The organism is Vibrio sp. THAF64 (assembly GCF_009363455.1).
In the GTDB taxonomy this organism is placed as follows: Bacteria; Pseudomonadota; Gammaproteobacteria; order Enterobacterales; family Vibrionaceae; genus Vibrio; species Vibrio coralliilyticus.
This window is the reverse complement of record NZ_CP045355.1, coordinates 253,092-277,290: the sequence shown is the minus strand read 5'-3', so window position 1 is coordinate 277,290 and position 24,199 is coordinate 253,092. Positions and strand designations below refer to the sequence as shown.

Here is a 24,199-nt window from a genome sequence, read left to right as displayed (position 1 = left end):
TCATGGTGAAAGAAACTCAACTACAAGTAGAAGCCATTCGTAACGGCAGCGTGATTGACCATATTCCTGCTAACGTCGGCATTAAAGTGCTCAAACTTTTTAAAATGCACAAGACCAATCAACGCATCACCATTGGTCTCAACTTACCTTCTTCGGCGCTCGGCGAGAAAGACCTCATCAAGATTGAAAATGTCTATTTGACCAAAGAGCAGGCCAACCAATTGGCTCTGTATGCGCCGAAAGCCACCGTAAACCAGATTGAGGAATATCAGGTGGTCAACAAGCTGACCTTAGCGCTCCCAGAACATATTCATAGCGTCTTTGAGTGTCCGAACAGCAATTGTATTTCGCACGGTGAACCTGTCGAAAGCCACTTTAAAGTGCTGCAAAAGCAGAGTCACGTTCAGCTCAAATGCCACTACTGTGAAAAAGTATTCTCACGCGAAATCATGGCAGAAGTGCGCTAATCAGCTCTGACAAACGCTATTTAAAAGTGCTGTGGATATTTATTCCCATTTGAGAATAAATATCCACACACCACAGAATTATCAACCAATAAAATCACCAATTAATAGTTTTTAATTGGTGATCCCTTTCAAAAAGCCACACTTTGTTTGGTGTTAAAATACTCCCGAATCAAATCTTTAAGTCACCACAGAAGTGACCGCTCAATGTCTGAAGGCACTACTAGGGAATGAAGTGCCGAAGGTCGCAAGGAAGAGTTATCTCTACGTCATGTTTTAAGGAGTTCGCATGAGTGAAACTCTAAATCTCGCTTCGGTGGATTACACTGAAGACAAAACCCTGACCGCAGCCTGTAAACGCCTGCTTCAACAGCAGAGCTTTACCACTCAGAATGAGTTGCGCGAAGCACTGGTTGATATTGGCTTTGAAGGTATCAGCCAGTCTACGGTCTCGCGTCTGCTGTCTCAGCTTGGGGTAGTTAAGGTCCAGAATGCCTGTGGTAAAAAGGTGTATTGCATTACCGTTGAAACCGCACCTGTGCGTGTTGAGTCATCGATTTCCTCGCAGATTGAATTCATTACCCATAATCAGGCGATGGTGGTGGTTAAAACTCACCCAGGCAGTGCCCAGCTTGTCGCACGATTGGTCGACATCGACCCACACACCGAAATCCTCGGTACAGTAGGTGGCAACGACACCGTCCTCGTGATACCAAAAGACACCGATCATATTGATGCCTGCGAACGAGTGGTTCGCGCTCGACTCGGTGTGGCTTAAGTCTTGCCTACATCATCTCAACTTAAGTCAGGTATCGGCCTGACTTAAGCTTTTGAATTGGCGATATTTGTCGGAGTATGAAACTTATTCCCCCTTTCCCCTGTCTGATTGAGTTAAAATGATGAAAATTTAACTCAAGTGACTTTTCTATGCGTGCCGTCTTTTCACTGATTTTATTATGTCTGACTGTAGCTTCTGCCCCTGCTATGGCGCTTTTCGAGCAGTCTAACTCTGCGCCTAGCTTCGGAAATCAGAGCAATACTTTTGTCCCTGTCGATCAAGCTTTCCCGTTTAACGCCTACCAACAAGGCGATCGGGTTTTCCTCGACTGGCAAGTCAAACAGGATTACTACCTCTACCAACACCGTTTATCGGTCAGCGGCGAAAATGTCACGGTAGGCGAGCTGAAAATGGAAGACGGCCAGCCCTACAAAGACGAGTTTTTCGGTGAGGTCAACATCTATACCACACCTCTGTTTGTCGAAGTGCCTTTGGCCGATTATCAGGATGGCGCCCGTCTGATTGTCCAGTATCAGGGCTGTGCAAAAGCTGGCTTTTGCTACCCACCAGAGACTCGCGTGGTTGACTTAACCAGCTTCCAATCCAGCGCTGGTGACCAATCAGCGCCATCTGGCAGCGCAAGTTCTTCTGCCCCAACTGACACTCCAGTCAAACCGTCACAGCCGGTTTCTCAGGAGTCGAGCCTAGCGTCCAGCCTAAGTGATAGCTGGTGGACCCCCTTACTGTTTTTAGCACTGGGTGTTGGCCTTGCGTTTACGCCATGCGTACTGCCGATGTATCCGATTTTGACCAGTATTGTGCTTGGCAGCGGCAAACTGAGTCACGGCCGAGCATTAGGCCTGGCGTTTATTTACGTTCAAGGGATGGCACTCACCTACACCTTATTGGGATTGGTTGTCGCCTCGGCGGGTATGCAGTTTCAGGCCGCCATGCAACACCCTTATGTCCTGATTGGTTTAAGCGTCATGTTTGTTGCCCTAGCGCTGTCGATGTTTGGTGCCTACACCATTCAGCTGCCAAGTGCAGTGCAGACTTGGCTCAATAACCTAAGTAACAAACAGCAAGGCGGCAGCTCGCTGGGCGTGTTTGCCATGGGTGCAATTTCTGGATTAGTCTGCTCCCCTTGCACCACAGCGCCGCTTTCAGGCGCACTGCTCTACGTCGCACAAAGCGGTGACTTACTCACGGGCGGCGTCGCACTGTACGCTCTCGCTTTAGGTATGGGCATCCCGCTAATGCTGGTTGCGGTATTTGGCAACAAACTGCTGCCAAAAGCCGGTAACTGGATGGACAGAGTAAAAACCCTGTTTGGCTTTATTCTGCTTGCTGCGCCAATCTTCTTACTTGAACGTATCCTGCCAGAAACTTGGGCAACCGGGTTGTGGTCCGCACTTGGTCTAGCCGCTTTTGGCTGGCTATACCATGTTAAAAACTCACTGCCATTTGGCGGCTGGAAACAAAGTGCAGTCGGTATCATTGCGGTTCTTGGCTTATTCGCTTCAGCGCAACCCGCACTCAACTATTGGTTTGGTGGTCATACAGAACAAGCGCAGCCTAGTATTCAATTTACACGCATTAGCACTGTGGATGACCTCAACAGCCAGTTGGAACAAGCTAAGCTGGCAGGCAAGCCTGTGATGCTCGACTTCTATGCTGACTGGTGTGTGGCGTGTAAAGAGTTCGAAAAGTACACCTTCCACAAGCCTGATGTAGAAGCAAAGCTACGTAATTTTGTGCTGTTACAGGCCGATGTCACCAAGAACCTGCCGCAAGACATCGCACTGCTAAAAGAGATGAATGTACTTGGCCTGCCAACAATAGAGTTCTGGGACGCCAGCGGCCAACATGTCTCCAACGCCAGAGTAACCGGATTTATGCAGGCAGAGCCGTTTTTACAACACATCAACGCCCACAGCCTGTAAGCACCAGCGGATTAACTTCACGCCAGTCTAACGACTGGCGTTTTTGTATCTTGTTTATTTATATGCAATTTGGCGATAAAACCCGATACAGTTCAGACTTTTAGGGTATGGATATTGTCCATACTCTCAAAGGTGACAATAATTCCTGTAAGCAAACTTTCAATAGCAGTTAACGTCATGGACTCGACCTACACCATTATCATCGCCGACGATCACCCTTTATTTCGTAATGCACTGTTTCAATCTGTGCACATGGCGGTTAGTGGTGCCAATTTATTGGAAGCGGACTCCCTCGATGCGCTTCTGGCAGTTCTTGCCAAAGAAGACGAACCCGACCTTCTGCTGCTTGATTTAAAAATGCCTGGCGCCAACGGGATGTCTGGGCTGATTCAGCTACGGGCAGAGTACCCGGACATGCCCATTGTGGTCGTGTCGGCCAGTGAAGAACCTTCCGTAGTCACTCAGGTCAAGAGCCACGGTGCGTTTGGTTTTATCCCTAAGTCGAGTGACATGCGAGAATTGGTCAGTGCATTGAATCAGGTCTTGAGCGGCGAACCTTTCTTCCCAGAAGGCTCCATCACCAACAACGCAGCTTGTAATGACTTAGCAGAGAAAATTGCCACTTTAACGCCACAGCAATACAAAGTACTCGGAATGTTATCTGATGGTCTGCTAAACAAGCAAATTGCCTATGAGTTAAATGTTTCTGAAGCAACGATAAAAGCCCACATGACTGCGATCTTTAGAAAGTTAGGTGTTAAAAACCGTACTCAGGCTGTGATTTTACTTCAGCAGCTAGAATCTGAATCTTAATTTTCTTTTTCACCCTATCTCGATCATTTATCTGCTAAGATAGTCAAGTCGGTCATCTGATCGACTTATTCATCCCTCTGTTTCACTAACTCTGGGAGTCAAATCATTGCTTAGCGTATTGATCACTCAATTTGTCGTTCTCTGGGCCGTCATCGATCCGATTGGTTCAGTTCCGGTCTATCTATCCCAAACTCAACACCTTACTGCCAAGCAACGCCGTTTAGTGGCGCTCAAAGCGGTAGGTATTTCAACAGGCGTACTTCTGTTCTTCCTCATTGCCGGTCAGCTGCTGCTGGATGCAATGCAGATTCCTCTACCTGCGTTTCAGGCAGCTGGTGGCTTAGTACTCTTGCTGTTCGCTCTAACAATGATTTTTGGTGAATCTAAGCCTGAACAGGAAACTAAGCTTTCTGAAGAAGTCAGCCACTCCGATCTGGCTGACTTAGCCGTCTACCCACTCGCGATCCCTTCAATTGCCTCTCCCGGCGCAATGATGGCGATCGTGATGCTGACCGACAACCACCGTTATTCCTTGGTCGACCAAGGCATTACTGCCGCGGTGATGGTGAGTGTTCTGTTGATCACCTTACTCCTGCTGCTTGGCGCGACACATATCCAGAAATGGATTGGCAATGTCGGCGCTGCGATCATCAGCCGAGTCATGGGGTTGATCCTTGCAGCAGTGGCTTTAAACAACCTGTTATTGGGCATCAAAGACTTCTACCTTGGTTGAATTATTTTATAAAGTCATCAACACATCATTAGACCTTAGGCTAATTTAACACCACATTAACATCACAAAAATCTATCATTCAAATATTAAGCACCTGATTTTTAGGTGCTTTTTGTTTTTTCTCTCGCGACTAAAGTTGCAAAGAGTTCTTGTCAGCACCTTGCTAATGTAGATGGTGAAACATTTATTTAACAACGAAACCAATCGTAAGGAGGCGGCAATGGCGTTTGAAAGTCAGGAACGAGCCAAAGCCTACTGGGACAAAAACGTAAAACTGATGATTAGCTTAATGGTTATATGGTTTGTCGTTTCTTTTGGCTGCGGCATTCTATTTGTCGACGAGCTTAACCAATTTCAGATAGGTGGTTACAAACTGGGCTTCTGGTTTGCACAACAAGGTTCCATCTATACCTTTCTAGGCATTATTTTCTACTACGCGTGGAAAATGCGCCAAATCGATCGCGAATTTGATGTGGACGAGTAAGGAGCAGTTCAGATGGATTTGAAAACAATCACTTATCTCGTTGTAGGTGCCACCTTTATCCTTTATATCGGTATCGCAATTTGGGCACGCGCGGGATCAACTAAAGAGTTCTATGTTGCAGGGGGCGGGGTTAACCCGATCGCCAACGGCATGGCAACCGCCGCAGACTGGATGTCTGCTGCTTCCTTCATTTCAATGGCAGGCCTTATCGCTTTCATGGGCTACGGTGGTTCTGTATTCCTGATGGGCTGGACAGGCGGCTATGTACTACTCGCTCTGCTTTTAGCGCCTTACCTACGCAAATTTGGTAAGTTCACGGTACCTGAGTTCGTTGGTGAGCGTTTCTACTCCAATGGTGCACGTATTGTTGCGGTTGTGTGTCTGATTATCGCGTCAGTGACTTACGTAATCGGTCAGATGAAAGGGGTTGGTGTTGCCTTCGGTCGATTCCTTGAAGTGGACTACTCAACAGGTCTACTGATCGGTATGTGTATTGTATTCATGTACGCAGTAATGGGCGGCATGAAAGGCATTACCTACACGCAGATTGCTCAGTACTGTGTACTTATTCTTGCGTACACTATTCCAGCTATCTTTATCTCGCTCCAACTAACGGGTAACCCAATTCCACAAATCGGTCTCGGCAGTACCATGGCCGGAACGGATGTCTATCTACTCGATCGGCTTGATCAGGTGGTCACCGAACTCGGCTTCAGTGAATATACCACCCAAGTACGTGGCGATACCTTGAACATGTTCGTCTACACCATGTCTCTGATGATTGGTACTGCGGGTCTACCGCACGTTATCATCCGTTTCTTCACGGTACCGAAAGTACGTGATGCACGTACTTCAGCAGGCTGGGCGCTAGTCTTTATCGCGATTCTATACACGACTGCACCTGCGGTATCTGCAATGGCACGTCTAAACCTAATGGATACGGTTAACCCGGCTCCGGGTCAAAATCTTGCTTACGATGAACGCCCTGACTGGTTCAAAAACTGGGAAAAAACTGGCCTACTTGGCTTTGATGACAAGAACGGTGATGGCAACATCCAGTACACATCAAATGCTGAAACCAACGAGCTGAAAGTCGACCGTGACATCATGGTATTGGCTAACCCAGAAATTGCCAAGCTACCTAACTGGGTTATTGCACTGGTTGCCGCGGGTGGTTTAGCCGCTGCTCTATCTACCGCTGCTGGCCTGCTACTTGCGATATCGTCGGCAATATCTCATGACTTAATCAAAGGTGTGATAAATCCGAATATCTCTGAGAAGAAAGAGCTACTGGCGAGCCGGATATCCATGGCGGTCGCAATTGCTGTCGCCGGTTATCTGGGGTTAAATCCTCCTGGCTTTGCAGCAGGTACGGTGGCACTGGCCTTCGGTCTGGCCGCATCGTCCATCTTCCCAGCCTTGATGATGGGTATTTTCAGTAAGAACATCAACAAGGAAGGCGCGATTGCCGGTATGATTGCAGGTATCACGATCACTCTATTCTACGTATTCCAGCACAAAGGCATCCTGTTCATCGCTGACTGGAAGTACCTAGAAAGCTGGGGCAGCAACTGGTTCCTAGGTATCGAACCTAATGCCTTCGGTGCTATCGGTGCGCTATTCAACTTCCTAGTTGCATTCGCGGTATCGAGAGTCACGGCAGAAACACCACAAGAAGTGAAAGATTTGGTCGAACACGTTCGTGTTCCAGCAGGCGCTGGAGATGCGGTAGATCACTAATCTACACTTAACTATTAAAGCCCCTCACGGGACGACCCGTCCGGGGCTTTTTTATTGCTCTTAATTCAGTTACCGTAGTTTCGAAATGTTGTCGCAAGGAAGCCAAGATGTTCAAAAATAAGCACTTTATTGTCGCTCTTTTGATTGCACCGATTCTGTCCATTATTGCCTATTTCGGCACTGACATGGCAGTCAGCGAAAAACCCCATGCCGCCAAAGAAGGCCAGAGCTACAAACTGGTCAGCAAATCAAACTGCCGCTACACCAGTGGTTTGTGCGATATGGAAAATGGAGACTTTAAGGTCAAGTTCCGCTCAGAAAAGCTTACTGATGAAAATCTTGAGTTATCACTTCATTCAGCCCATTCTCTCGAAGGCGTTAAGCTTTCTTTGGTCGACAGCCAAGAGCAGAACGCGCAACCAATCAATATGGAACCAGCCGATCAAGCAGGGCAAAACTGGTATATCACGTTACCTAAACCCACATCAGCAGACAGCTGGTTGAGAGTGGCGATTCAATCTGACGGCACGCTGTATTATGGGGAAACACAAACCGCATTCGTGAAATACGAAACACTGTTTACTGAGTAAACCGAAATTAGAATAGCTAAAAGGGTTGACGTGAAGCGTCAACCCTTTTTGTTTAAACGCACTGAGTCATATTCAAACGCGCGACAGGATGCTTGGTAAGCCTAGACCCGATTCAGAATCGCTCTAAGTTTGAGCGGTTTAACTGGCTTAGGAATAAAGCTAAATCCGTTAGATTTAATGCCATCCATCATGTCGTTGGTTCGATCAGCACTGATGATCACCCCTTCAAAGCTATCTCCCAAGCGCAGGCGACACTGTTGGAGAACTTCAAGCCCTGTACGGCCGTTATCGAGACGATAGTCGGAGAGAACCACGTCCGGCAGCCACTCTTCGTCTAGACATTTCAGACTAGTGACAATATCGGTTGCCGTGCGCACGTTACATCCCCAACGCGCAAGCAAGTTTTCCATCCCGACCAAGATTTCTGGCTCATTGTCGACACAGAGTACATTAAGGTGGCTGAGGTCAGAGACGGCAGCAGAAGGCGCAGCTTGCGGCTGCACTAAAGCTTCTGCACTGCGGTGGAGTGTGATTGAGAATACACTGCCTTTACCGGGCCACGAACGCATGGATATTTGATGACCAAGCACGTGGGCGATGCCTTTCGAAATCGCTAAACCAAGCCCAAGCCCCTGATCCGAACGAACCTGACTGCCGCGGGTAAACTCTTCAAAAATTTCCTGCTGTTTGTCTTCATCGATACCGGTGCCGTTATCCCACACTTCAATCCTCGCCTGTTGACCTACCCGTCTTACCCCAAGCACCACCTTGCCTTTGGGATTGTAACGGAAAGCATTGGTTAGGAAGTTCTGCACCACCCTGCGCAGTAGTTTCGGGTCAGATTGAACAATCAGCTGGCTTGGCACCATCTCAAACTCTATCCCCTGCTGTTTTGCCAACGCACTGAATTCAGCATTTAGATTGGAGAGAACATCATTAATTGCAAAGCTATGCACATTAATATCAAGCTTGCCAGACTCCAACCGAGAAATATCAAGCAAGTCACCAATCAGATCTTCAGCAGCCTCCAAAGCACTTTCAATATGCTTGGAGAGACGCTTGGTTTCCTCTTCTTGCGCCACCTCAGACAGTGATGAAGCAAACAAGCGGGCGGCATTGAGTGGCTGCATCAGATCATGACTGACCGCCGCAAGAAAGCGCGATTTCGACTGAGATTCATGCTCGGAACGTTGAGTGGCAGAGACCAGCTGTTTGTTGAGTTGCTCCAGCTCTTGAGTCCGCTCATGAACCCGCTCTTCCAAACTTTCGTTAGCATCCTTAAGTGCCTGTTCCGCATCACGGAACACTGTAATGTCCGTAAAACTCATCACAAAGCCGCCACCGGGCATCGGATTGCCCTGCACTTCAATAACCCGACCATCAGGCCGAACTCGTGAAGAAGTATGACGGGTGCCTTGTTCAAGGTGATAGATACGGCGACGGACATGGTCTTCTGGGTCACCGGGGCCACATAGCCCCTGCTCCGCATTGTGACGAATCACATCCGCTATCGGCCTGCCTACCTGAATCAACCCTTGAGGAAATACAAACAGTTCCAGATATCGTTGGTTCCATGCCACCAGACGAAGCTGCTTATCCACCACCGCAATGCCTTGGCCAATATGCTCAATCGCCCCTTGGAGAAGCCCGCGGCTAAAGTCATACAACTCAGAGGCTTCATCGACAATGGTCGCGACTTCTTCCAGTTGCATGTTGCGACCTTGTAGGGCAGAGGTCAGGACCAACTTTGCTGAAGAGGCGCCAAAGACGCCAGCCAACACCCGTTCCGTGTGGCGGATTAAACTGGCGGGTGCTTGCTGATTTGGCAGCATAGTTTCGTGTTGCTGGGCCCAGTATTGCTCAAACGCAATGCGCACCCTTTGTCGACCAACAAATCGCGCAGCTAGCATTTCCAGCTCTCCCACCGTCACGCGGCTTTGGTAGAGGCTGATGTTCTCACTTTCTGGCATTGGCGTACCGACAAAAGACGCCGACTGCAAACGCTCACTCAGACTTGAACGCGTCATTAACGAAACTACTACATAGCACAGCGCGTTGATCGTCACGCTGAGGACAATTCCCCAGTCAGAACCTTTGATGCCTACAGCCTGTAAAGCCTCTGGCGGTGTCACTAGCCACAGAAGGAAATTACTGTTGGCATCGCCGGCCAGCATATCGGTCTGACTCATTAGGGTAATAAGCCACAAGCCAAAGCCAAACGCGAGGCCAACATAGACACCTTTTCGGTTGCCATTTCGCCAGTACATTCCGCCCAGAAGAGCAGGTGCAAACTGAGTAATAGCCGCAAATGAAAGAAAGCCAATTGCCGATAGAGAGTGGATGTTGCCTAATGCCTGATAGAAACCCCATGCCCCAAGTAACAGCAGCAAAATTAAGCCACGTCGAATAACCAGTAATAAGCCTGAAAAGTGGCGATGATTTCGCTGAGCAAGCTTCATCCGGCGCAGCAACAGCGGCATCACCAGATCGTTCGACACCATGATGGCTAACGCAATAGTCGAGACAATAACCATTCCGCTAGCGGCAGACGTGCCACCGAGAAAAGCCAGCAAAGCAATATCCTGAGCACCTACGGCCATCGGTAAGCTGATCACATACGTATCCGGGCTCGCACTACTCAGCAGCCCCTGCCCTACCCAAGCAATAGGCAAAACAAAGATGCCCATCAGCACCAGATAAACAGGGAATAACCAGCGCGCCGTATGCAAGTCCTGTGCGCGCTCGTTTTCCACTACCATGGTATGGAACTGACGCGGCAGACAAACAATCGCCATCATGGTCAGCACAGTGTGAATTAATAATGTCGGTAGGTTTGGTGATTGATAGGTGTCAGAGGCAATCGACATCAGCTCAATGTCGCTGCGATTGAGCGCCAGATAGAGGATGAAACACCCAACGGCGAGGAATGCCACCAGCTTGACGATCGACTCAAATGCGATCGCCATCATCATTCCACGATGGTGCTCTGTGTTGTCGATGTGGCGCGTACCGAACAACATGGTAAATATCGCCAATGCACCAACCACAAACCAAGATACATCCATGCCCCGAGCGTTAAATGCTTCCGGTAATTCCGGAGAGACGATCTCCAACCCCATGGTAATACCACGCAGCTGTAAGGCGATGTAGGGCAAGATCCCCGCCACGGCAATCAGAGTGACGGCGACGGCTAAGCCTTGAGATTTACCATAGCGAGCAGCGATAAAGTCGGCAATCGACGTAATGTGTTCGCGCTTAGCGGTAATGATCAAGCGAGCTAGTACTCGCCATCCAAGGGTGAACACCAAGATAGGTGCAATGTAAATCGGGAGGAATGACCACGGATTGTTACTGGCCTGCCCCACCGTGCCATAGAAGGTCCACGACGTACAGTAGACCGCAATCGACAAACTGTAGATCCACGGCCGCCAGCGAGCTAGCCAACGATGCTGCTTATCGCCATACCAAGCAATGAGAAAGAGGAGTCCGAGGTACATCAGTGATACGGTGATCACTAGCCAGCCTTGCATCTGATTTCCTTATCGAATTGAATTCCGCAGCTTTGTTTATACAAACAAAAACCTCTCCATACTGGAGAGGTTTCATTTAACTAAGGAAGCGAATCGAACTCAAACAGTTCCGCTTAATTCTGTGCTTTAACGTCGATAACCGAGGTACGTTCGCGTTTTGGTTCAACACGAATAAACAGGGCCAGAATACCCATCACCGCCATCGCCCAAAACACGTTCGCGCCCCAATTCTCATACCCCCAACCACTCAAAGCGGTCATCAGAGCGATGAATGCACCGAGCGGAATCGCATTGTACAGTGCTTGCAGGGCGACCATTTTTCTTGGCTCCGAGTGCTGGATGTATTGAATAGCAGCAATGTGTGCGACGGCAAACGTCACACCGTGGAGTAATTGGATTAAGACAAGCCCAATCAGAACCGTGGTCGAAGCGGTCAACCCCCAGCGAACCACGACTCCAATAGCAGCGACTAAAAACAGTGCACGTAGCGACCAGCCGGCAAACAGGCGTTTACTCAAGGCGAAAATTGCCACTTCCGCCACCACGCCTAAGCTCCATAAATAGCCGATTATATCTTCAGAATGCCCGGCTTCTTTCCAGTATATTGAGCTAAAACTGTAGTAAGCGGCATGACTGCCCTGAATCAAAGCCGCCAGAGCGAGGAACTTCAAGACGGAAGACTCCTTTAGTAGCTCGGTCAGTTTCGGTCTTTCTGCCTGCTCTTCTTCCGTCGTGACAGGCATCGGATTGGTGTTGCGCATCCCAACTAAAATGGCAAAAAATACCCCCGCTAGCGCGGTATACAAAATCATATCAGTGCCGAATTTGGCCACCAGATAGCCGACCACCGTAGAACCTGCAATAAAGGCCACAGATCCCCACAGTCGAGCACGCCCATAGTCGAGCATCTTCAGCCGCGCATAGTAGTTCGCCATCGCATCAGACAGCGGCACAATCGGCCCGCAGCAAAGGTTAAACAGCACAGTTGCACCTGCCATCAACCAAAAACTACCGCCCGTAAAGAAGTGAAAACCGATAAAAATTAGGGCTGCAATGCTCAACCAGCGCAGCGCGGGCATCAGGTGCTCAACTATATGGATACGCGGCGTTAGTACCATATTGGCGACACAACGAGTCGCAAAACCAATTCCAACTAATAAGCCGATATCTGTAGCTGAAACACCCTGTTCCTCAAACCACAACGCCCAGAATGGCAGATAGACACCATAGGCAAAAAAGAATCCGACAAAGTATTGAGATATCCAGCCATAGGGAGACGGATTGAGCATTTTGACCTCTGAATGCGATATGAGAGCGGATGCCGCATTATCTCTGCTTACTTGCTGAATAAAAAGGGAAGATTACTCACCAATCTGTTTCCGCACAGCCATCCTAAATTAGAGTAATTCGACCAAAGTCGTCTGGCACTTAAAAGGAAACTTGTCACACTTAAAACATGGTTTCTTTTCTCACGCGGATCCGGTATGCCAGATAAATTCAACATGCACTCTCCACCGTTTGATCGTCTCGACGAAAGACAGCAGAACAAGCTACGTGCTTCGCTGGATGTGGCGTACTACCGAGATAAAGAAGTTTTGCTGGCAACCGATGGGGACAGCCAGCACCTGCATATTCTGATTAAAGGCGCTGTTGAGGAGCGCAGTGCTAATGGAGAGGAAGTATTCGCCCATTACGCCAATGATGACTTGTTTGATGTACGCGCGCTGTTTGAAGGTAAAGTCCGCCACCACTACGTCGCGCTGGAAGATACACTCACGTATCTGCTGCCTAAAGCGGTCTTTCTTGAGCTATACAACGAAAATGGCCAGTTTGCGGCCTATTTCGATAACAATCTCGCCAAGCGACAGCAGTTGATTGAAGCTGCCCAGCAGCAACAGAATCTGGCCGAGTTTATTCTCACTAAAGTTGACCGTGATATCTATCACCCTCCGATGATTCTTAACCCTGAGCAACCGCTTAATGAGGTCACTCAGGTCTTAAAACAAAATGGGATTGATGCCGCTTTGGTCAGGCTCCATGATGACGATCCACGCTTGACCAACAACCCAAATCAGCTGCCTTTCGCTATCGTCACCCGAACCAACATGCTGCATGCCGTAATGCTTGACGGTCATCCGCTGGATACTCAAATCAGCGCGATTGCTACCTTTCCGGTGGTTCATGTCGACGATGGCGATTTTCTGTTTAACGCGATGATAAAGATGACCCGTCAGCGTCTGAAACGGGTCATGGTGGCGGACGGTAAAGAAGCAGTCGGTATGCTGGATATGACCCAGATTCTCAGTGCCTTTTCGACCCATTCTCATGTATTAACCTTGAGCATAGCCCGCGCTTCCAGCATCGAAGAACTGGCATTAGCATCCAATCGCCAGCGTCAGTTAGTCGATAGCCTGCTAGGAAACGGCATTCGTACACGCTTTATCATGGAGCTGATTTCAGCAGTCAACGAGCAAATTATCGAAAAAGCGTTTGAGCTGATTGTTCCTCCTGCCCTTCACGATCATTGCTGTCTGATCGTTTTAGGCTCAGAAGGGCGCGGGGAACAGATCTTAAAAACCGACCAAGACAATGCATTGATTATCAGAGACGGATTGGACTGGCCTCAGTGCGACACAGTTATGGCTCAACTGACCCACACTTTACAACAACTAGGCTACCCACTTTGCCCGGGTAACGTGATGGTCAACAATCCGAAATGGGTAAAAAGTCAGAGTAACTGGCAGACAACATTAACACGCTGGTCTAAACCTTCTTCTGCCGAGCACGTCATGGATCTGGCTATTTTCACCGATGCCCACGCGGTCGCGGGCAACAAGACCTTACTCACTCCTGTGCGACAACACCTCAAAGGGCTGATGCTGAATAATATGCTGGCGCTACAGGACTTCACTCGACCCGCCTTGCAGTTCTCTCTGCCACTGACTCTGTTTGGCAACGTCAAATCGGATAAACAAGGAGTCGATCTGAAAAGTGGCGGTATCTTCCCAATCGTTCACGGGATTCGTACCCTAGCACTGGAATATGGCTTAGAGGAAAACAACACCTTTGACCGGATTGAAGCGTTGCGTAACAAGCGCATCTTAGAGCCAGAAACCGCGGACAACCTCAATGAAGCATTGAAACTGTTCTTTAAACTCCGTCTTAGCCAACAGGTCGCGAATCAACATAGTCACAACCGCATCAACCTCAAACTGCTCGAACGCACGGAACGTGACTTACTGCGACACAGCCTGCATGTGGTCAAAAAATTCAAACAGTTCCTTGGCTACCACTATCAAATTCGGGACTAATGATGAACTGGATTCAGCGCCGTTACTGGTATCACAAATTGAAGGGCTCTCCTTATCAGCCCCTGTTTGCCTCAGTCCAAAAAGGTGAGTATGTCTCGCTCGACTGTGAAACCACCAGCTTAGATCCAAAGCGCGCCGAACTGGTCACCATCGCAGCGACCAAAATCATCGACAACCGCATCATCACCAGCCAACCTTTCGAAGTGAGATTAAGAGCTCCCCAATCGCTGGATTCTAATTCGGTCAAGATCCATCAGATTCGCCATTCAGATCTGGCCGATGGTATCGATGAAAAACAGGCATTGACACAGTTACTGGCTTTTGTCGGCAATCGGCCACTGGTGGGATACCACATTCGCTACGACAAGAAGATTCTTGATCTGGCGTGTAAACGTCATCTGGGATTTCCTCTCCCCAACCCCTTGATTGAAGTCAGCCAGATTTACCACGACAAACTGGAGAAACACTTACCCAACGCCTATTTCGATCTGAGTCTGGAAGCCATTTGCAAACATCTCGATTTACCGATGCAGAGTAAGCACGACGCTTTGCAAGATGCCATCTCAGCGGCGCTGGTATTTGTTCGCCTGACCAAAGGAGACTTACCGAGCTTAAGTCTGCCCTATACCCGCTAACGGATTCCTACGATCCAACTCTCAAAATCAAACATAGCTTCCTCAATACTAAGCAGAATCAGGCCTCTCATCCTAAAGTCTAATTGTCGAATTACGCTCGGTGCTAGAAAGTTACGGATATAGGGAATTTCGACAAACGTGGAAAACGTTTTAAACGAACACTTGCTCAATTCGTTCTGAATTAAGCCCAAGGAGAAAAGCAATGAGTGAAGCCCATATTTATCCGGTAAAAGAAAATATCAAAACAAATACCCATGCGGATAATGATACCTACCTCGCCATGTACCAACAGTCTGTCTCTGACCCAGAAGGATTCTGGACTGAGCACGGTAAGATTGTTGATTGGATCAAACCCTTCACCAAAGTTAAAAACACTTCATTTGACACAGGCCATGTCGATATTCGCTGGTTTGAAGATGGTACGCTCAACGTATCTGCAAACTGTATTGACCGCCACCTAGCTGAGCGCGGTGACGACGTGGCAATCATCTGGGAAGGTGACGACCCAGCAGACGATAAAACACTGACGTTCAACGAACTGCATAAAGAAGTGTGCCGTTTCTCTAATGCTCTAAAAGAGCAAGGTGTACGTAAAGGCGACGTCGTGTGTCTTTACATGCCAATGGTACCTGAAGCGGCTGTTGCTATGCTGGCTTGTACTCGTATCGGTGCAGTCCACACGGTTGTTTTCGGTGGCTTCTCTCCAGAAGCACTATCAGGACGTATCATTGACTCAGATGCCAAAGTCGTTGTCACAGCCGATGAAGGTGTGCGCGGTGGTCGAGCGGTTCCGCTGAAAAAGAACGTCGATGAAGCATTGACCAACCCAGAAGTAAAAACAATCGATAAAGTACTAGTGCTGAAGCGCACTGGTGGTGATATTGACTGGCATGAGCATCGCGATGTTTGGTGGCATGAAGCAACGGCCTCTGTTTCAGATGATTGCCCACCAGAAGAAATGAAAGCGGAAGACCCACTCTTCATCCTCTACACATCAGGTTCAACCGGTAAACCTAAAGGTGTCCTTCACACCACAGGCGGTTACCTCGTTTACGCCACCATGACTTTCAAATATGTCTTCGACTACCAGCCAGGTGAAACCTTCTGGTGTACCGCTGACGTAGGTTGGATTACAGGTCACACTTACCTTATCTACGGCCCTCTAGCTAATGGTGCTAAAACCATCCTGTTCGAAGGTGTGCCGAACTACCCGAACACCAACCGCATGAGTGAAGTTGTTGATAAACACCAAGTCAATATTCTTTACACTGCACCAACGGCTATTCGTGCGTTAATGGCAAAAGGCAATGAAGCAGTAGATGGCACTACTCGTGACAGCCTGCGTATTATGGGCTCAGTAGGTGAACCAATTAACCCTGAAGCATGGGAGTGGTACTACAAGACGATTGGTAATGAGAAATCTCCGATTGTCGATACTTGGTGGCAAACCGAAACCGGTGGCATCCTTATAACTCCACTACCAGGTGCTACGGCACTAAAACCTGGCTCTGCAACTCGTCCATTCTTTGGCGTACAGCCTGCGTTAGTCGATAACATGGGTAACATCATTGAAGAAACCGCAGCTGAAGGCAACTTGGTGATCCTTGATTCATGGCCAGGTCAAATGCGTACTGTTTATGGCGACCATGAGCGCTTTGAGCAAACGTACTTCTCTACGTTCAAAGGCATGTACTTCACCAGTGACGGTGCCCGTCGTGACGAAGACGGCTACTACTGGATCACAGGCCGTGTTGATGACGTACTCAACGTCTCAGGCCACCGTATGGGTACCGCAGAGATTGAATCGGCTTTAGTTGCCCACGATAAGATTGCAGAAGCGGCAATTGTTGGTATCCCGCATGACATCAAAGGTCAGGCCATTTACGCTTACGTTACGCTTAACGATGGTGAGTTCCCATCAGCAGAGCTGCACAAAGAAGTGAAGGACTGGGTACGTAAAGAGATTGGCCCAATAGCCACGCCAGACGTACTGCACTGGACAGATTCTCTACCGAAAACTCGCTCCGGTAAGATCATGCGTCGTATCCTACGCAAGATAGCCACTGGTGATACCAGCAACTTAGGCGACACCTCAACACTGGCCGATCCAAGCGTTGTTGATAAGTTAATCGCCGAAAAAGCCGAACTTGCATAGAAATAGCAAAACAAGACCAAGCCGCCACATTTGTGGCGGCTTTTTTATTTGTTGGAACATATCTAGCGAGCTGAAGTCCAAGACAAAGCAGTCAAATTTGTTACCTTGGTAGCAGTTTTTCATCTCAGAAACGGGAGATTAGACCAGTAAATTGCTGCTAAATGCGCTGAATTGGCTATAATCTGGGTCTATTTTAAAGATCCAGCGTAAAATTTGACAATACAATCACGCTGAATCGGAAATATTATGGGAAGATTCCAGTTCATATCATGAAGTAGGAAGATGGCAGCACAATGACAGCTAAATCACGCATTCTTGTCTTAAATGGTCCAAATTTAAATCTGTTGGGTCTACGCGAACCGGGTCACTATGGTTCTCAAACCCTACCACAGATTATCGACACTTTAACCGAGCAAGCCCACAAAGCTGGTGTTGAACTAGAGCATCTGCAATCAAATCGCGAATATGAACTGATTGAGAAAATCCACGAATCTTTTGGCAAAGTTGATTTCATTATCATCAACCCAGCAGCCTTCACACATACTAGTGTTGCTCTGCGAGACGCCCTGCTCGGCGTTTCTATCCCATTTATTGAAGTACATTTATCCAACGTGCACGCACGCGAGCCTTTCCGCCATCACTCTTATCTCTCAGATAAGGCACAAGGTGTGATTTGCGGCCTAGGTGCACAAGGTTATGAATTCGCTTTGTCTGCTGCCGTAAACACATTGCAGGCACAGTAGCTTAATTACTATCACAGTAAATGAACACACTCTGCAGCTCACAGAGAGCTGTCTTATTCACAAGATAAAAGAGAAAGAAAAAATGGATATCCGTAAAATCAAAAAGCTTATCGAGTTAGTTGAAGAATCTGGCATTGCTGAGCTAGAAATCTCTGAAGGTGAAGAGTCGGTACGAATCAGCCGTAACGGTTCAGCGGCACCAGCTCCAATTCAATACGCAGCAGCACCAGTTGCAGCGGCACCAGCAGCAGCTCCTGCGGCGGCACCGGCAGCAGCACCTGCTCCAGCGGCAGAAGCAGCAGCGCCAGCAGTACCAGCGGGTCATCAAGTTCTTTCTCCAATGGTCGGTACTTTCTACCGTGCTCCAAGCCCAGACGCGAAAGCATTCATCGAAGTAGGTCAATCAGTAACCGCTGGCGAAACTCTATGTATCGTTGAAGCAATGAAGATGATGAACCAAATCGAAGCAGACAAATCTGGTGTAGTTACTGCAATCCTAGTTGACGATGGTCAGCCAGTTGAATTCGACCAACCACTTGTTGTTATCGAATAATAGAGGCTGTCTCTTATGTTAGATAAATTAGTCATCGCGAACCGAGGCGAAATTGCGCTTCGTATTCTTCGCGCATGTAAAGAATTAGGCATCAAAACCGTTGCCGTACACTCAACAGCAGACCGTGATTTGAAACACGTTCTTCTTGCTGACGAGGCAATTTGTATCGGTCCAGCTCGCGGTATCGATAGCTACTTGAACATCCCACGTATCATTTCTGCAGCAGAAGTAACGGGCGCGATCGCTATCCACCCAGGTTATGGCTTCCTGTCTGAGAATGCAGACTTTGCAGAGCAAGTTGAGCGTAGCGGCTTTATCTTTGTTGGCCCGAAAGCGGAAACGATCCGCATCATGGGTGACAAGGTTTCTGCTATCACTGCAATGAAGAAAGCGGGCGTTCCTTGTGTACCAGGTTCTGACGGCCCTCTAAACGATGATGAAGCGACGAATAAAGCGCACGCTAAACGCATCGGCTACCCAGTCATCATCAAAGCCTCTGGTGGCGGCGGTGGTCGTGGTATGCGCGTGGTTCGCTCTGAAGCTGAGCTAGTAGAAGCTATCGCGATGACGCGTGCAGAAGCAAAAGCAGCATTCAACAACGACATGGTTTACATGGAGAAATTCCTAGAAAACCCACGTCACGTTGAAGTACAGGTGATTGCTGATGGTCAAGGCGGTGCTATCCACCTAGGTGAACGTGACTGTTCTATGCAGCGTCGTCACCAGAAAGTGGTTGAAGAAGCGCCTGCTCCGGGTATCACAGCAGAAATGCGTAAGTACATTGGTGAACGTTGTACGCGTGCTTGTTTGGAAATCGGTTACCGTGGTGCAGGTACTTTCGAGTTCCTTTACGAAAACGGCGAATTCTACTTCATCGAAATGAACACACGTATTCAGGTAGAGCACCCAGTAACAGAAATGGTGACGGGCGTTGACCTAATCAAAGAGCAGCTTCGTGTTGCAGCAGGCCAGCCTTTGTCATTCACTCAGGATGACATCAAGATCCGCGGCCATGCGATTGAGTGTCGTATCAACGCAGAAGACCCTGAGCGTTTCCTACCTTCACCAGGTAAGATTGAGCGCTTCCACGCACCAGGCGGTATGGGTGTTCGTTGGGAATCGCACATCTACACGGGCTACACAGTGCCACCGCACTATGACTCAATGGTCGGTAAGCTGATCACATTCGGTGAAAACCGTGATGTTGCCATTGCTCGCATGAAGAACGCACTCGGTGAGATGATCATCGAAGGCATTAAGACCAACGTTCCGCTGCAAGAAAGCATCATGAACGACGAAAACTTCCAACACGGTGGTGCGAACATCCACTACCTAGAGAAGAAACTCGGTCTGCAGTAATTCGATTACTGACACGATACAAATGCTCACTTCGGTGAGCATTTTTGTTTTCAGCGCACTCTGGACTCAAATAACCCCCCGAGTTCTGCTACACTCTGCGCAAATTTAAATCTAACTATCTAGACGAGCACATACCCATGCCTTGGATTCAAATCAAACTCAATGCGACCAACGACAACGCTGAGCAAATCGGCGACATGCTAATGGAAGAAACAGGAGCACTGTCTGTAACCTTCTTAGACGCGCAGGATACGCCAGTATTTGAACCTTTGCCGGGAGAAACTCGTCTGTGGGGTGATACGGATATTCTCGCTCTGTACGACGCAGAAGCGGATACTAAGTTTATTATTGACCAGACCAAGAACAGCAACTTGCTACCAGAAGGCTTTGCTTACAAAGTGGAGCAGTTGGAAGACAAAGACTGGGAACGAGAGTGGATGGACAATTTCCACCCGATGAAGTTTGGTGAGCGTTTATGGATCTGCCCAAGCTGGCGAGACGTCCCAGAGCCGGATGCGGTCAACGTGATGTTAGACCCTGGCCTCGCTTTTGGTACTGGTACTCACCCAACTACTGCTCTGTGTCTGGAGTGGCTGGAAGGGCTAGACCTGTCGAGTAAAACCGTGATCGATTTTGGTTGTGGATCTGGCATCTTAGCGATCGCTGCGATCAAACTCGGTGCCGAAAAGGTCATCGGGATCGATATTGATCCTCAGGCTCTCATCGCTTCAAAAGACAACGCCGAGCGCAATGGCGTTGCCGATAAGCTCGAAGTTTTCCTACCTCAAGATCAGCCAGAGGGCCTGATTGCTGACGTCGTCGTCGCGAACATCCTTGCCGGCCCACTTCGTGAGTTGTCGCCGATTATCAAGTCTCTAGTCAAACCGAACGGTAAACTGGCGATGTCTGGCGTGCTGGATACACAAGCAGAAGATGTGGCTAACTATTACCGTGATGAACTTCACATTGATCCTATCAAGGAGCAAAGTGAATGGTGTCGCATCTCTGGTCGAAAGCAAGGCTAGATAAGACTTTCAGGGCTAATTGTTTGAAATTCATACAAATTACAAAAACAATTTGTAAATGCTCAAATATTAGTCTTTTCACAGCGGAAAAAAATGCGTAAAATGCGCGCCCTTGCTGGTACTAAGCTGTGAAGACGTTTTGAAAATCGGAAATCATCAACTTAAGAATAATCTCATCGTCGCCCCGATGGCGGGAGTGACCGATAGACCGTTTCGAGAGTTATGCCTCCGCTATGGTGCTGGGATGGCCGTCAGTGAAATGATGTCCTCAAACCCAAAGCTATGGAAAACGTCAAAGTCCAAGCAGCGCATGGTGCATGAAGGTGAATCGGGCATTCGCTCTGTACAGATTGCGGGTGCGGATCCACAACTGATGGCCGATGCTGCTCAGTTTAGCGTTGAAAACGGTGCGCAAATCATCGATATCAACATGGGCTGCCCAGCAAAAAAAGTGAATAAGAAGCTTGCCGGTTCTGCACTGCTTCGCTTCCCAGATATCATCGAAGATATCCTGAAAGCGGTAGTCAATGCAGTCGATGTCCCAGTGACACTCAAAACCCGAACAGGCTGGGACCCAGATAATAAAAACTGTGTCCAAATCGCTAAATTAGCCGAAGACTGCGGCATACAAGCGCTTGCTCTGCATGGCAGAACAAAAGCCTGTATGTACAAAGGTGAGGCCGAATATGACAGCATCAGAGCGGTCAAGCAGGCAATTTCGATACCGGTTATCGCAAACGGTGATATCGATAGCCCAGAGAAAGCCAAGCGCGTACTGGAGTACACCGGTGCAGACGCTCTGATGATTGGACGTCCCGCCCAAGGTCGTCCGTGGATTTTCCAGGAAATCCAACACTTTTTGGAAAACGGCACCACGATGCCTGACCTTCCGTCCGCGGAAGTGAAAGACATTCTGCTGGGTCATGTGAATGCGCTCCACGATTTTTATGGAGAGTACTTAGGACCACGAATCGCGCGTAAGCACGTAGGTTGGTACCTAAAAGAGCATGAGCAAGCAAGTGAGTTTCGCCGTGCCTTCAACGCGATTGAGGCAGCAGAGCTGCAACTTGAAGCGTTAGAAGAGTATTTTGATAAAGCCTAACTATTTGAAGCGAACGCTTCAGATACGATGGCTAAACGTTGCATCATAATTAAGAGAAGAGCTAGACCGAATATGTTCGAACAAAATCTGACTTCAGAAGCATTAACAGTAACTACAGTAACGTCACAGGACCAGATTACTCAGAAACCATTACGTGACTCTGTTAAAGCGTCTCTTAAAAACTACTTGGCTCAACTAAACGGCCAAGAAGTCACAGAACTATACGAATTAGTTCTAGCTGAAGTTGAACAGCCACTACTAGATACCATCATGCAGTACACTCGCGGTAACCAAACTCGCGCAGCAACTATGATGGGTATCAACCGCGGTACTCTTCGCAAGAAACTTAAAAAATACGGCATGAACTAATACGTTCTGACGAATTTTGTTTTGAGAAAGCCGATTCCAAATGGATTCGGCTTTTTCCGTTTCTAGTCGCCATTACTTTATAAAATTCAATTAATTTGCACACTCACTGCTCAGCATGTTTTACTTTTGAGACTCCCAAAGAGCAGAGAAACCAAACGCATATTAAGTCTCACTTTCGTGCCATCTAACTGAGCAAATAGTAAGCAAACTGTGATCTATCACGATTGCCATCACTACCTGTCTAGATATAATGCGGTGTTCATCTGTTGTTGGATAAAACTATATGCTTGATAAGCAAAGGGAAGCATGGCTAAGCCTGATTCTGAATGAACTTCCTGACCGACTTTTCGTTTTAGAGCAGTCGGGGCGCTTTGTCGAGGGCTTTGGGGGAACGTTCCACTCCGTTCGTCTAGAAAAAAATGGTTACGCCAACAAAACGCTTCACGACATCCTTCCACAGGATAAAGCCGACCAGTTACTCAGTTACATACAAGATGTTAGTGAGTCAGCCAAACCTCTGGTTGTACAGTACAGTGTCAACCCTATCGAATGCTTGCAACTGTCTATTGATGAGCTGGAAACACTAGATGGCCCTGAAGACATGTGGTTCGAAGCTACCATTAAGCCACTGTGCTTAGTAGATGGCACCCAGTATGTCCTGTGGCAAGAACGTGACATCACGAGCAACTATCGCCGTCAGGAAGAGCTGAAGCGCCTGTCTGAAACCGATGAGCTAACCGGCATCTTCAACCGCCGCGCCTTCCTTGAAGCTCTTGAGCAGGAATTACAAAGCTACAATGAGACTCAGCGTAATTTGTCTTGCTTGATGATCGATATCGATCACTTTAAAGAAATCAACGATCAAGTCGGTCACCTTTCGGGTGATGAAGTCATCACTCAGGTTGCCAGAATTTGTCAGAAACAGATCCGTGGCAGTGACTACATTGGTCGACTGGGCGGCGAAGAGTTTGGCATTGTACTCTCAAACACAAATGCCATTCAGGCTTACGATATTGCCGAACGCATACGACAATCAATTGAAAGTTCCCCCTGCAGTGTCGACGACCATATCATTCATCCAACCGTCAGTATTGGTATCGCAGAAGTTACCTCAGGCATCTCTCATGTGAAAGAACTCTTGGTTCAGGCAGATAAAGCGATGTATTACTCTAAACAGACGGGTCGCAATCAAGTCACGCTCTACCACGATAACTTGCCGGATATGAAGGTTCAGTCCGCGATTCAAGCCAAAATTCGACAAGCGAGTTAAGGCTCATCACAGCAAGTCGCTGGGCTCTCTTCACTGCCCAGCGCCCCTAAAATCGAACAATGACTGGCATCGTCATCAATATGACCACAACACGCATCGTTGATTTTCTTCAATGCATGGCGAATACGGGTCAACTCCGCAATCTTTTCATCAATCACTTCGAGTTTTGCCGAGGTGATGGCTTTTACTTCTGCACAACTGTGCTCGGTGGCTTCCAGCTTTATCTCTAACAGTTCGCGAATTTCTTCCAGGCTTAGCCCTAGGTCTTTAGCTTTTAAGATAAAACCGACCTGTTTTTGATTTTCTTCGTTATAAATACGATAACCCGATTCACTGCGCCCCATGGGGCGGATCAGTTCATTTTTCTCATAGAAGCGCAAAGTATCGGTGGTCACACCACAACGCTTTGCCAGTTCTCCAATCTGGAACATAACTTTCCTTATTAACTATCTCGTTACTTTTTAAGTTAAAAAGCATGGTTTTCATAATTATTTTTGAGATGCCAAACGATTGCGCGAGCTTTTTTGTAATAAATTAGTTAGAATGTGCGCCATCAAGTTTAGAGTCTAATATCTGTCCGGTCTCGACTGGCAAAAAGGTCT

21 protein-coding genes are annotated in these 24,199 nt (G+C 48.1%); 18 read left to right on the top strand and 3 right to left on the bottom strand.

Going from position 1 to position 24,199, the window contains the following annotated elements; genetic code table 11:
* Positions 1 to 2: 2 nt before the first annotated feature.
* The 8 genes from pyrI (at position 3) to FIU99_RS01185 (ending at position 7,545) form a co-directional block, all read left to right on the top strand.
* Positions 3 to 467, top strand: coding sequence for an aspartate carbamoyltransferase regulatory subunit (gene pyrI / locus FIU99_RS01220; protein WP_006963258.1), 465 nt, complete (start codon positions 3 to 5; stop codon positions 465 to 467).
* Between the two features lie 286 nt (positions 468 to 753).
* Positions 754 to 1,242 carry an arginine repressor gene (locus FIU99_RS01215; protein WP_006963259.1) on the top strand — a complete coding sequence of 163 codons (489 nt, stop codon included), beginning with the start codon at positions 754 to 756 and terminating at the stop codon, positions 1,240 to 1,242.
* Between the two features lie 149 nt (positions 1,243 to 1,391).
* Positions 1,392 to 3,185: a protein-disulfide reductase DsbD gene (locus tag FIU99_RS01210; protein WP_006963260.1), complete on the top strand. Its 1,794-nt coding sequence runs from the start codon at positions 1,392 to 1,394 to the stop codon at positions 3,183 to 3,185.
* A 177-nt stretch (positions 3,186 to 3,362) separates the two neighbouring features.
* Positions 3,363 to 3,998, top strand: a complete 636-nt coding sequence (locus tag FIU99_RS01205) for a response regulator transcription factor (protein ID WP_006963261.1) — start codon at positions 3,363 to 3,365, stop codon at positions 3,996 to 3,998.
* 106 nt (positions 3,999 to 4,104) lie between these two features.
* Positions 4,105 to 4,731 (top strand): MarC family protein, encoded by a 627-nt coding sequence (locus FIU99_RS01200; protein ID WP_006963262.1) that lies wholly within the window; start codon positions 4,105 to 4,107, stop codon positions 4,729 to 4,731.
* Between the two features lie 220 nt (positions 4,732 to 4,951).
* Positions 4,952 to 5,215 (top strand): DUF4212 domain-containing protein, encoded by a 264-nt coding sequence (locus FIU99_RS01195; protein ID WP_006963263.1) that lies wholly within the window; start codon positions 4,952 to 4,954, stop codon positions 5,213 to 5,215.
* A 12-nt stretch (positions 5,216 to 5,227) separates the two neighbouring features.
* Complete coding sequence (locus FIU99_RS01190) at positions 5,228 to 6,955, top strand: sodium:solute symporter family protein (protein ID WP_006963264.1); 1,728 nt, start codon at positions 5,228 to 5,230, stop codon at positions 6,953 to 6,955.
* Between the two features lie 107 nt (positions 6,956 to 7,062).
* Complete coding sequence (locus tag FIU99_RS01185; RefSeq protein ID WP_006963265.1) at positions 7,063 to 7,545, top strand: hypothetical protein; 483 nt, start codon at positions 7,063 to 7,065, stop codon at positions 7,543 to 7,545.
* A 101-nt stretch (positions 7,546 to 7,646) separates the two neighbouring features.
* Here the strand turns inward: FIU99_RS01185 and FIU99_RS01180 are convergent, their stop codons facing one another.
* Both FIU99_RS01180 and FIU99_RS01175 read right to left on the bottom strand, forming a co-directional pair.
* Positions 7,647 to 11,075, bottom strand: coding sequence for a NahK/ErcS family hybrid sensor histidine kinase/response regulator (locus FIU99_RS01180; RefSeq protein WP_152471948.1), 3,429 nt, complete (start codon positions 11,073 to 11,075; stop codon positions 7,647 to 7,649).
* 113 nt (positions 11,076 to 11,188) lie between these two features.
* Entirely contained in the window at positions 11,189 to 12,364 is a 1,176-nt protein-coding gene (locus FIU99_RS01175) for a 3-phenylpropionate MFS transporter (RefSeq protein WP_006963267.1), read from the bottom strand.
* A 195-nt stretch (positions 12,365 to 12,559) separates the two neighbouring features.
* On the opposite strand from FIU99_RS01175, the gene FIU99_RS01170 reads away from it, so the two are divergent.
* The 10 genes from FIU99_RS01170 (at position 12,560) to FIU99_RS01125 (ending at position 23,597) form a co-directional block, all read left to right on the top strand.
* A complete protein-coding gene (locus FIU99_RS01170) occupies positions 12,560 to 14,386 on the top strand; it encodes a DUF294 nucleotidyltransferase-like domain-containing protein (protein ID WP_006963268.1) in 1,827 nt (608 codons plus the stop codon).
* A gap of 2 nt (positions 14,387 to 14,388) precedes the next feature.
* The gene (locus tag FIU99_RS01165; RefSeq protein WP_006963269.1) at positions 14,389 to 15,021 is read left to right on the top strand and encodes a 3'-5' exonuclease; all 633 of its coding nucleotides are present in this window, start codon (positions 14,389 to 14,391) and stop codon (positions 15,019 to 15,021) included.
* Positions 15,022 to 15,223: 202 nt separating this feature from the next.
* Positions 15,224 to 17,176 (top strand): acetate--CoA ligase, encoded by a 1,953-nt coding sequence (acs, locus tag FIU99_RS01160; RefSeq protein WP_006963270.1) that lies wholly within the window; start codon positions 15,224 to 15,226, stop codon positions 17,174 to 17,176.
* A gap of 293 nt (positions 17,177 to 17,469) precedes the next feature.
* Entirely contained in the window at positions 17,470 to 17,919 is a 450-nt protein-coding gene (aroQ, locus tag FIU99_RS01155) for a type II 3-dehydroquinate dehydratase (RefSeq protein ID WP_006963271.1), read from the top strand.
* 82 nt (positions 17,920 to 18,001) lie between these two features.
* Positions 18,002 to 18,472, top strand: coding sequence for an acetyl-CoA carboxylase biotin carboxyl carrier protein (gene accB, locus FIU99_RS01150; protein ID WP_006963272.1), 471 nt, complete (start codon positions 18,002 to 18,004; stop codon positions 18,470 to 18,472).
* A gap of 15 nt (positions 18,473 to 18,487) precedes the next feature.
* A complete protein-coding gene (accC, locus tag FIU99_RS01145) occupies positions 18,488 to 19,831 on the top strand; it encodes an acetyl-CoA carboxylase biotin carboxylase subunit (RefSeq protein ID WP_006963273.1) in 1,344 nt (447 codons plus the stop codon).
* A 137-nt stretch (positions 19,832 to 19,968) separates the two neighbouring features.
* Positions 19,969 to 20,856 (top strand): 50S ribosomal protein L11 methyltransferase, encoded by an 888-nt coding sequence (gene prmA / locus FIU99_RS01140; protein ID WP_006963274.1) that lies wholly within the window; start codon positions 19,969 to 19,971, stop codon positions 20,854 to 20,856.
* Positions 20,857 to 20,995: 139 nt separating this feature from the next.
* On the top strand, positions 20,996 to 21,958 hold the full coding sequence (gene dusB / locus FIU99_RS01135; protein ID WP_039952766.1) for a tRNA dihydrouridine synthase DusB: 963 nt from the start codon (positions 20,996 to 20,998) through the stop codon (positions 21,956 to 21,958).
* 72 nt (positions 21,959 to 22,030) lie between these two features.
* Positions 22,031 to 22,327 carry a DNA-binding transcriptional regulator Fis gene (fis, locus tag FIU99_RS01130; protein WP_000462885.1) on the top strand — a complete coding sequence of 99 codons (297 nt, stop codon included), beginning with the start codon at positions 22,031 to 22,033 and terminating at the stop codon, positions 22,325 to 22,327.
* Between the two features lie 283 nt (positions 22,328 to 22,610).
* Complete coding sequence (locus FIU99_RS01125) at positions 22,611 to 23,597, top strand: sensor domain-containing diguanylate cyclase (protein WP_006963276.1); 987 nt, start codon at positions 22,611 to 22,613, stop codon at positions 23,595 to 23,597.
* Here the strand turns inward: FIU99_RS01125 and zntR are convergent.
* Positions 23,594 to 24,028 carry a Zn(2+)-responsive transcriptional regulator gene (zntR, locus tag FIU99_RS01120; protein ID WP_006963277.1) on the bottom strand — a complete coding sequence of 145 codons (435 nt, stop codon included), beginning with the start codon at positions 24,026 to 24,028 and terminating at the stop codon, positions 23,594 to 23,596. The genes FIU99_RS01125 and zntR overlap by 4 nt on opposite strands.
* Positions 24,029 to 24,199: the final 171 nt, after the last annotated feature.

What these genes read in the sequence shown, in the direction of transcription:
- accB (WP_006963272.1), top strand. Translation starts at nt 18,002, where the DNA reads ATGGATATCCGTAAAATCAAAAAGCTTATCGAGTTAGTTGAAGAATCT.
- FIU99_RS01190 (WP_006963264.1), top strand. Translation starts at nt 5,228, where the DNA reads ATGGATTTGAAAACAATCACTTATCTCGTTGTAGGTGCCACCTTTATC.
- FIU99_RS01185 (WP_006963265.1), top strand. Translation starts at nt 7,063, where the DNA reads ATGTTCAAAAATAAGCACTTTATTGTCGCTCTTTTGATTGCACCGATT.
- prmA (WP_006963274.1), top strand. Translation starts at nt 19,969, where the DNA reads ATGCCTTGGATTCAAATCAAACTCAATGCGACCAACGACAACGCTGAG.
- zntR (WP_006963277.1), bottom strand. Translation starts at nt 24,028, where the DNA reads ATGTTCCAGATTGGAGAACTGGCAAAGCGTTGTGGTGTGACCACCGAT.
- FIU99_RS01170 (WP_006963268.1), top strand. Translation starts at nt 12,560, where the DNA reads ATGCCAGATAAATTCAACATGCACTCTCCACCGTTTGATCGTCTCGAC.
- fis (WP_000462885.1), top strand. Translation starts at nt 22,031, where the DNA reads ATGTTCGAACAAAATCTGACTTCAGAAGCATTAACAGTAACTACAGTA.
- FIU99_RS01175 (WP_006963267.1), bottom strand. Translation starts at nt 12,364, where the DNA reads ATGCTCAATCCGTCTCCCTATGGCTGGATATCTCAATACTTTGTCGGA.
- pyrI (WP_006963258.1), top strand. Translation starts at nt 3, where the DNA reads ATGGTGAAAGAAACTCAACTACAAGTAGAAGCCATTCGTAACGGCAGC.
- FIU99_RS01215 (WP_006963259.1), top strand. Translation starts at nt 754, where the DNA reads ATGAGTGAAACTCTAAATCTCGCTTCGGTGGATTACACTGAAGACAAA.
- FIU99_RS01180 (WP_152471948.1), bottom strand. Translation starts at nt 11,075, where the DNA reads ATGCAAGGCTGGCTAGTGATCACCGTATCACTGATGTACCTCGGACTC.
- acs (WP_006963270.1), top strand. Translation starts at nt 15,224, where the DNA reads ATGAGTGAAGCCCATATTTATCCGGTAAAAGAAAATATCAAAACAAAT.
- accC (WP_006963273.1), top strand. Translation starts at nt 18,488, where the DNA reads ATGTTAGATAAATTAGTCATCGCGAACCGAGGCGAAATTGCGCTTCGT.
- FIU99_RS01125 (WP_006963276.1), top strand. Translation starts at nt 22,611, where the DNA reads ATGCTTGATAAGCAAAGGGAAGCATGGCTAAGCCTGATTCTGAATGAA.
- FIU99_RS01195 (WP_006963263.1), top strand. Translation starts at nt 4,952, where the DNA reads ATGGCGTTTGAAAGTCAGGAACGAGCCAAAGCCTACTGGGACAAAAAC.
- FIU99_RS01210 (WP_006963260.1), top strand. Translation starts at nt 1,392, where the DNA reads ATGCGTGCCGTCTTTTCACTGATTTTATTATGTCTGACTGTAGCTTCT.
- FIU99_RS01165 (WP_006963269.1), top strand. Translation starts at nt 14,389, where the DNA reads ATGAACTGGATTCAGCGCCGTTACTGGTATCACAAATTGAAGGGCTCT.
- FIU99_RS01205 (WP_006963261.1), top strand. Translation starts at nt 3,363, where the DNA reads ATGGACTCGACCTACACCATTATCATCGCCGACGATCACCCTTTATTT.
- aroQ (WP_006963271.1), top strand. Translation starts at nt 17,470, where the DNA reads ATGACAGCTAAATCACGCATTCTTGTCTTAAATGGTCCAAATTTAAAT.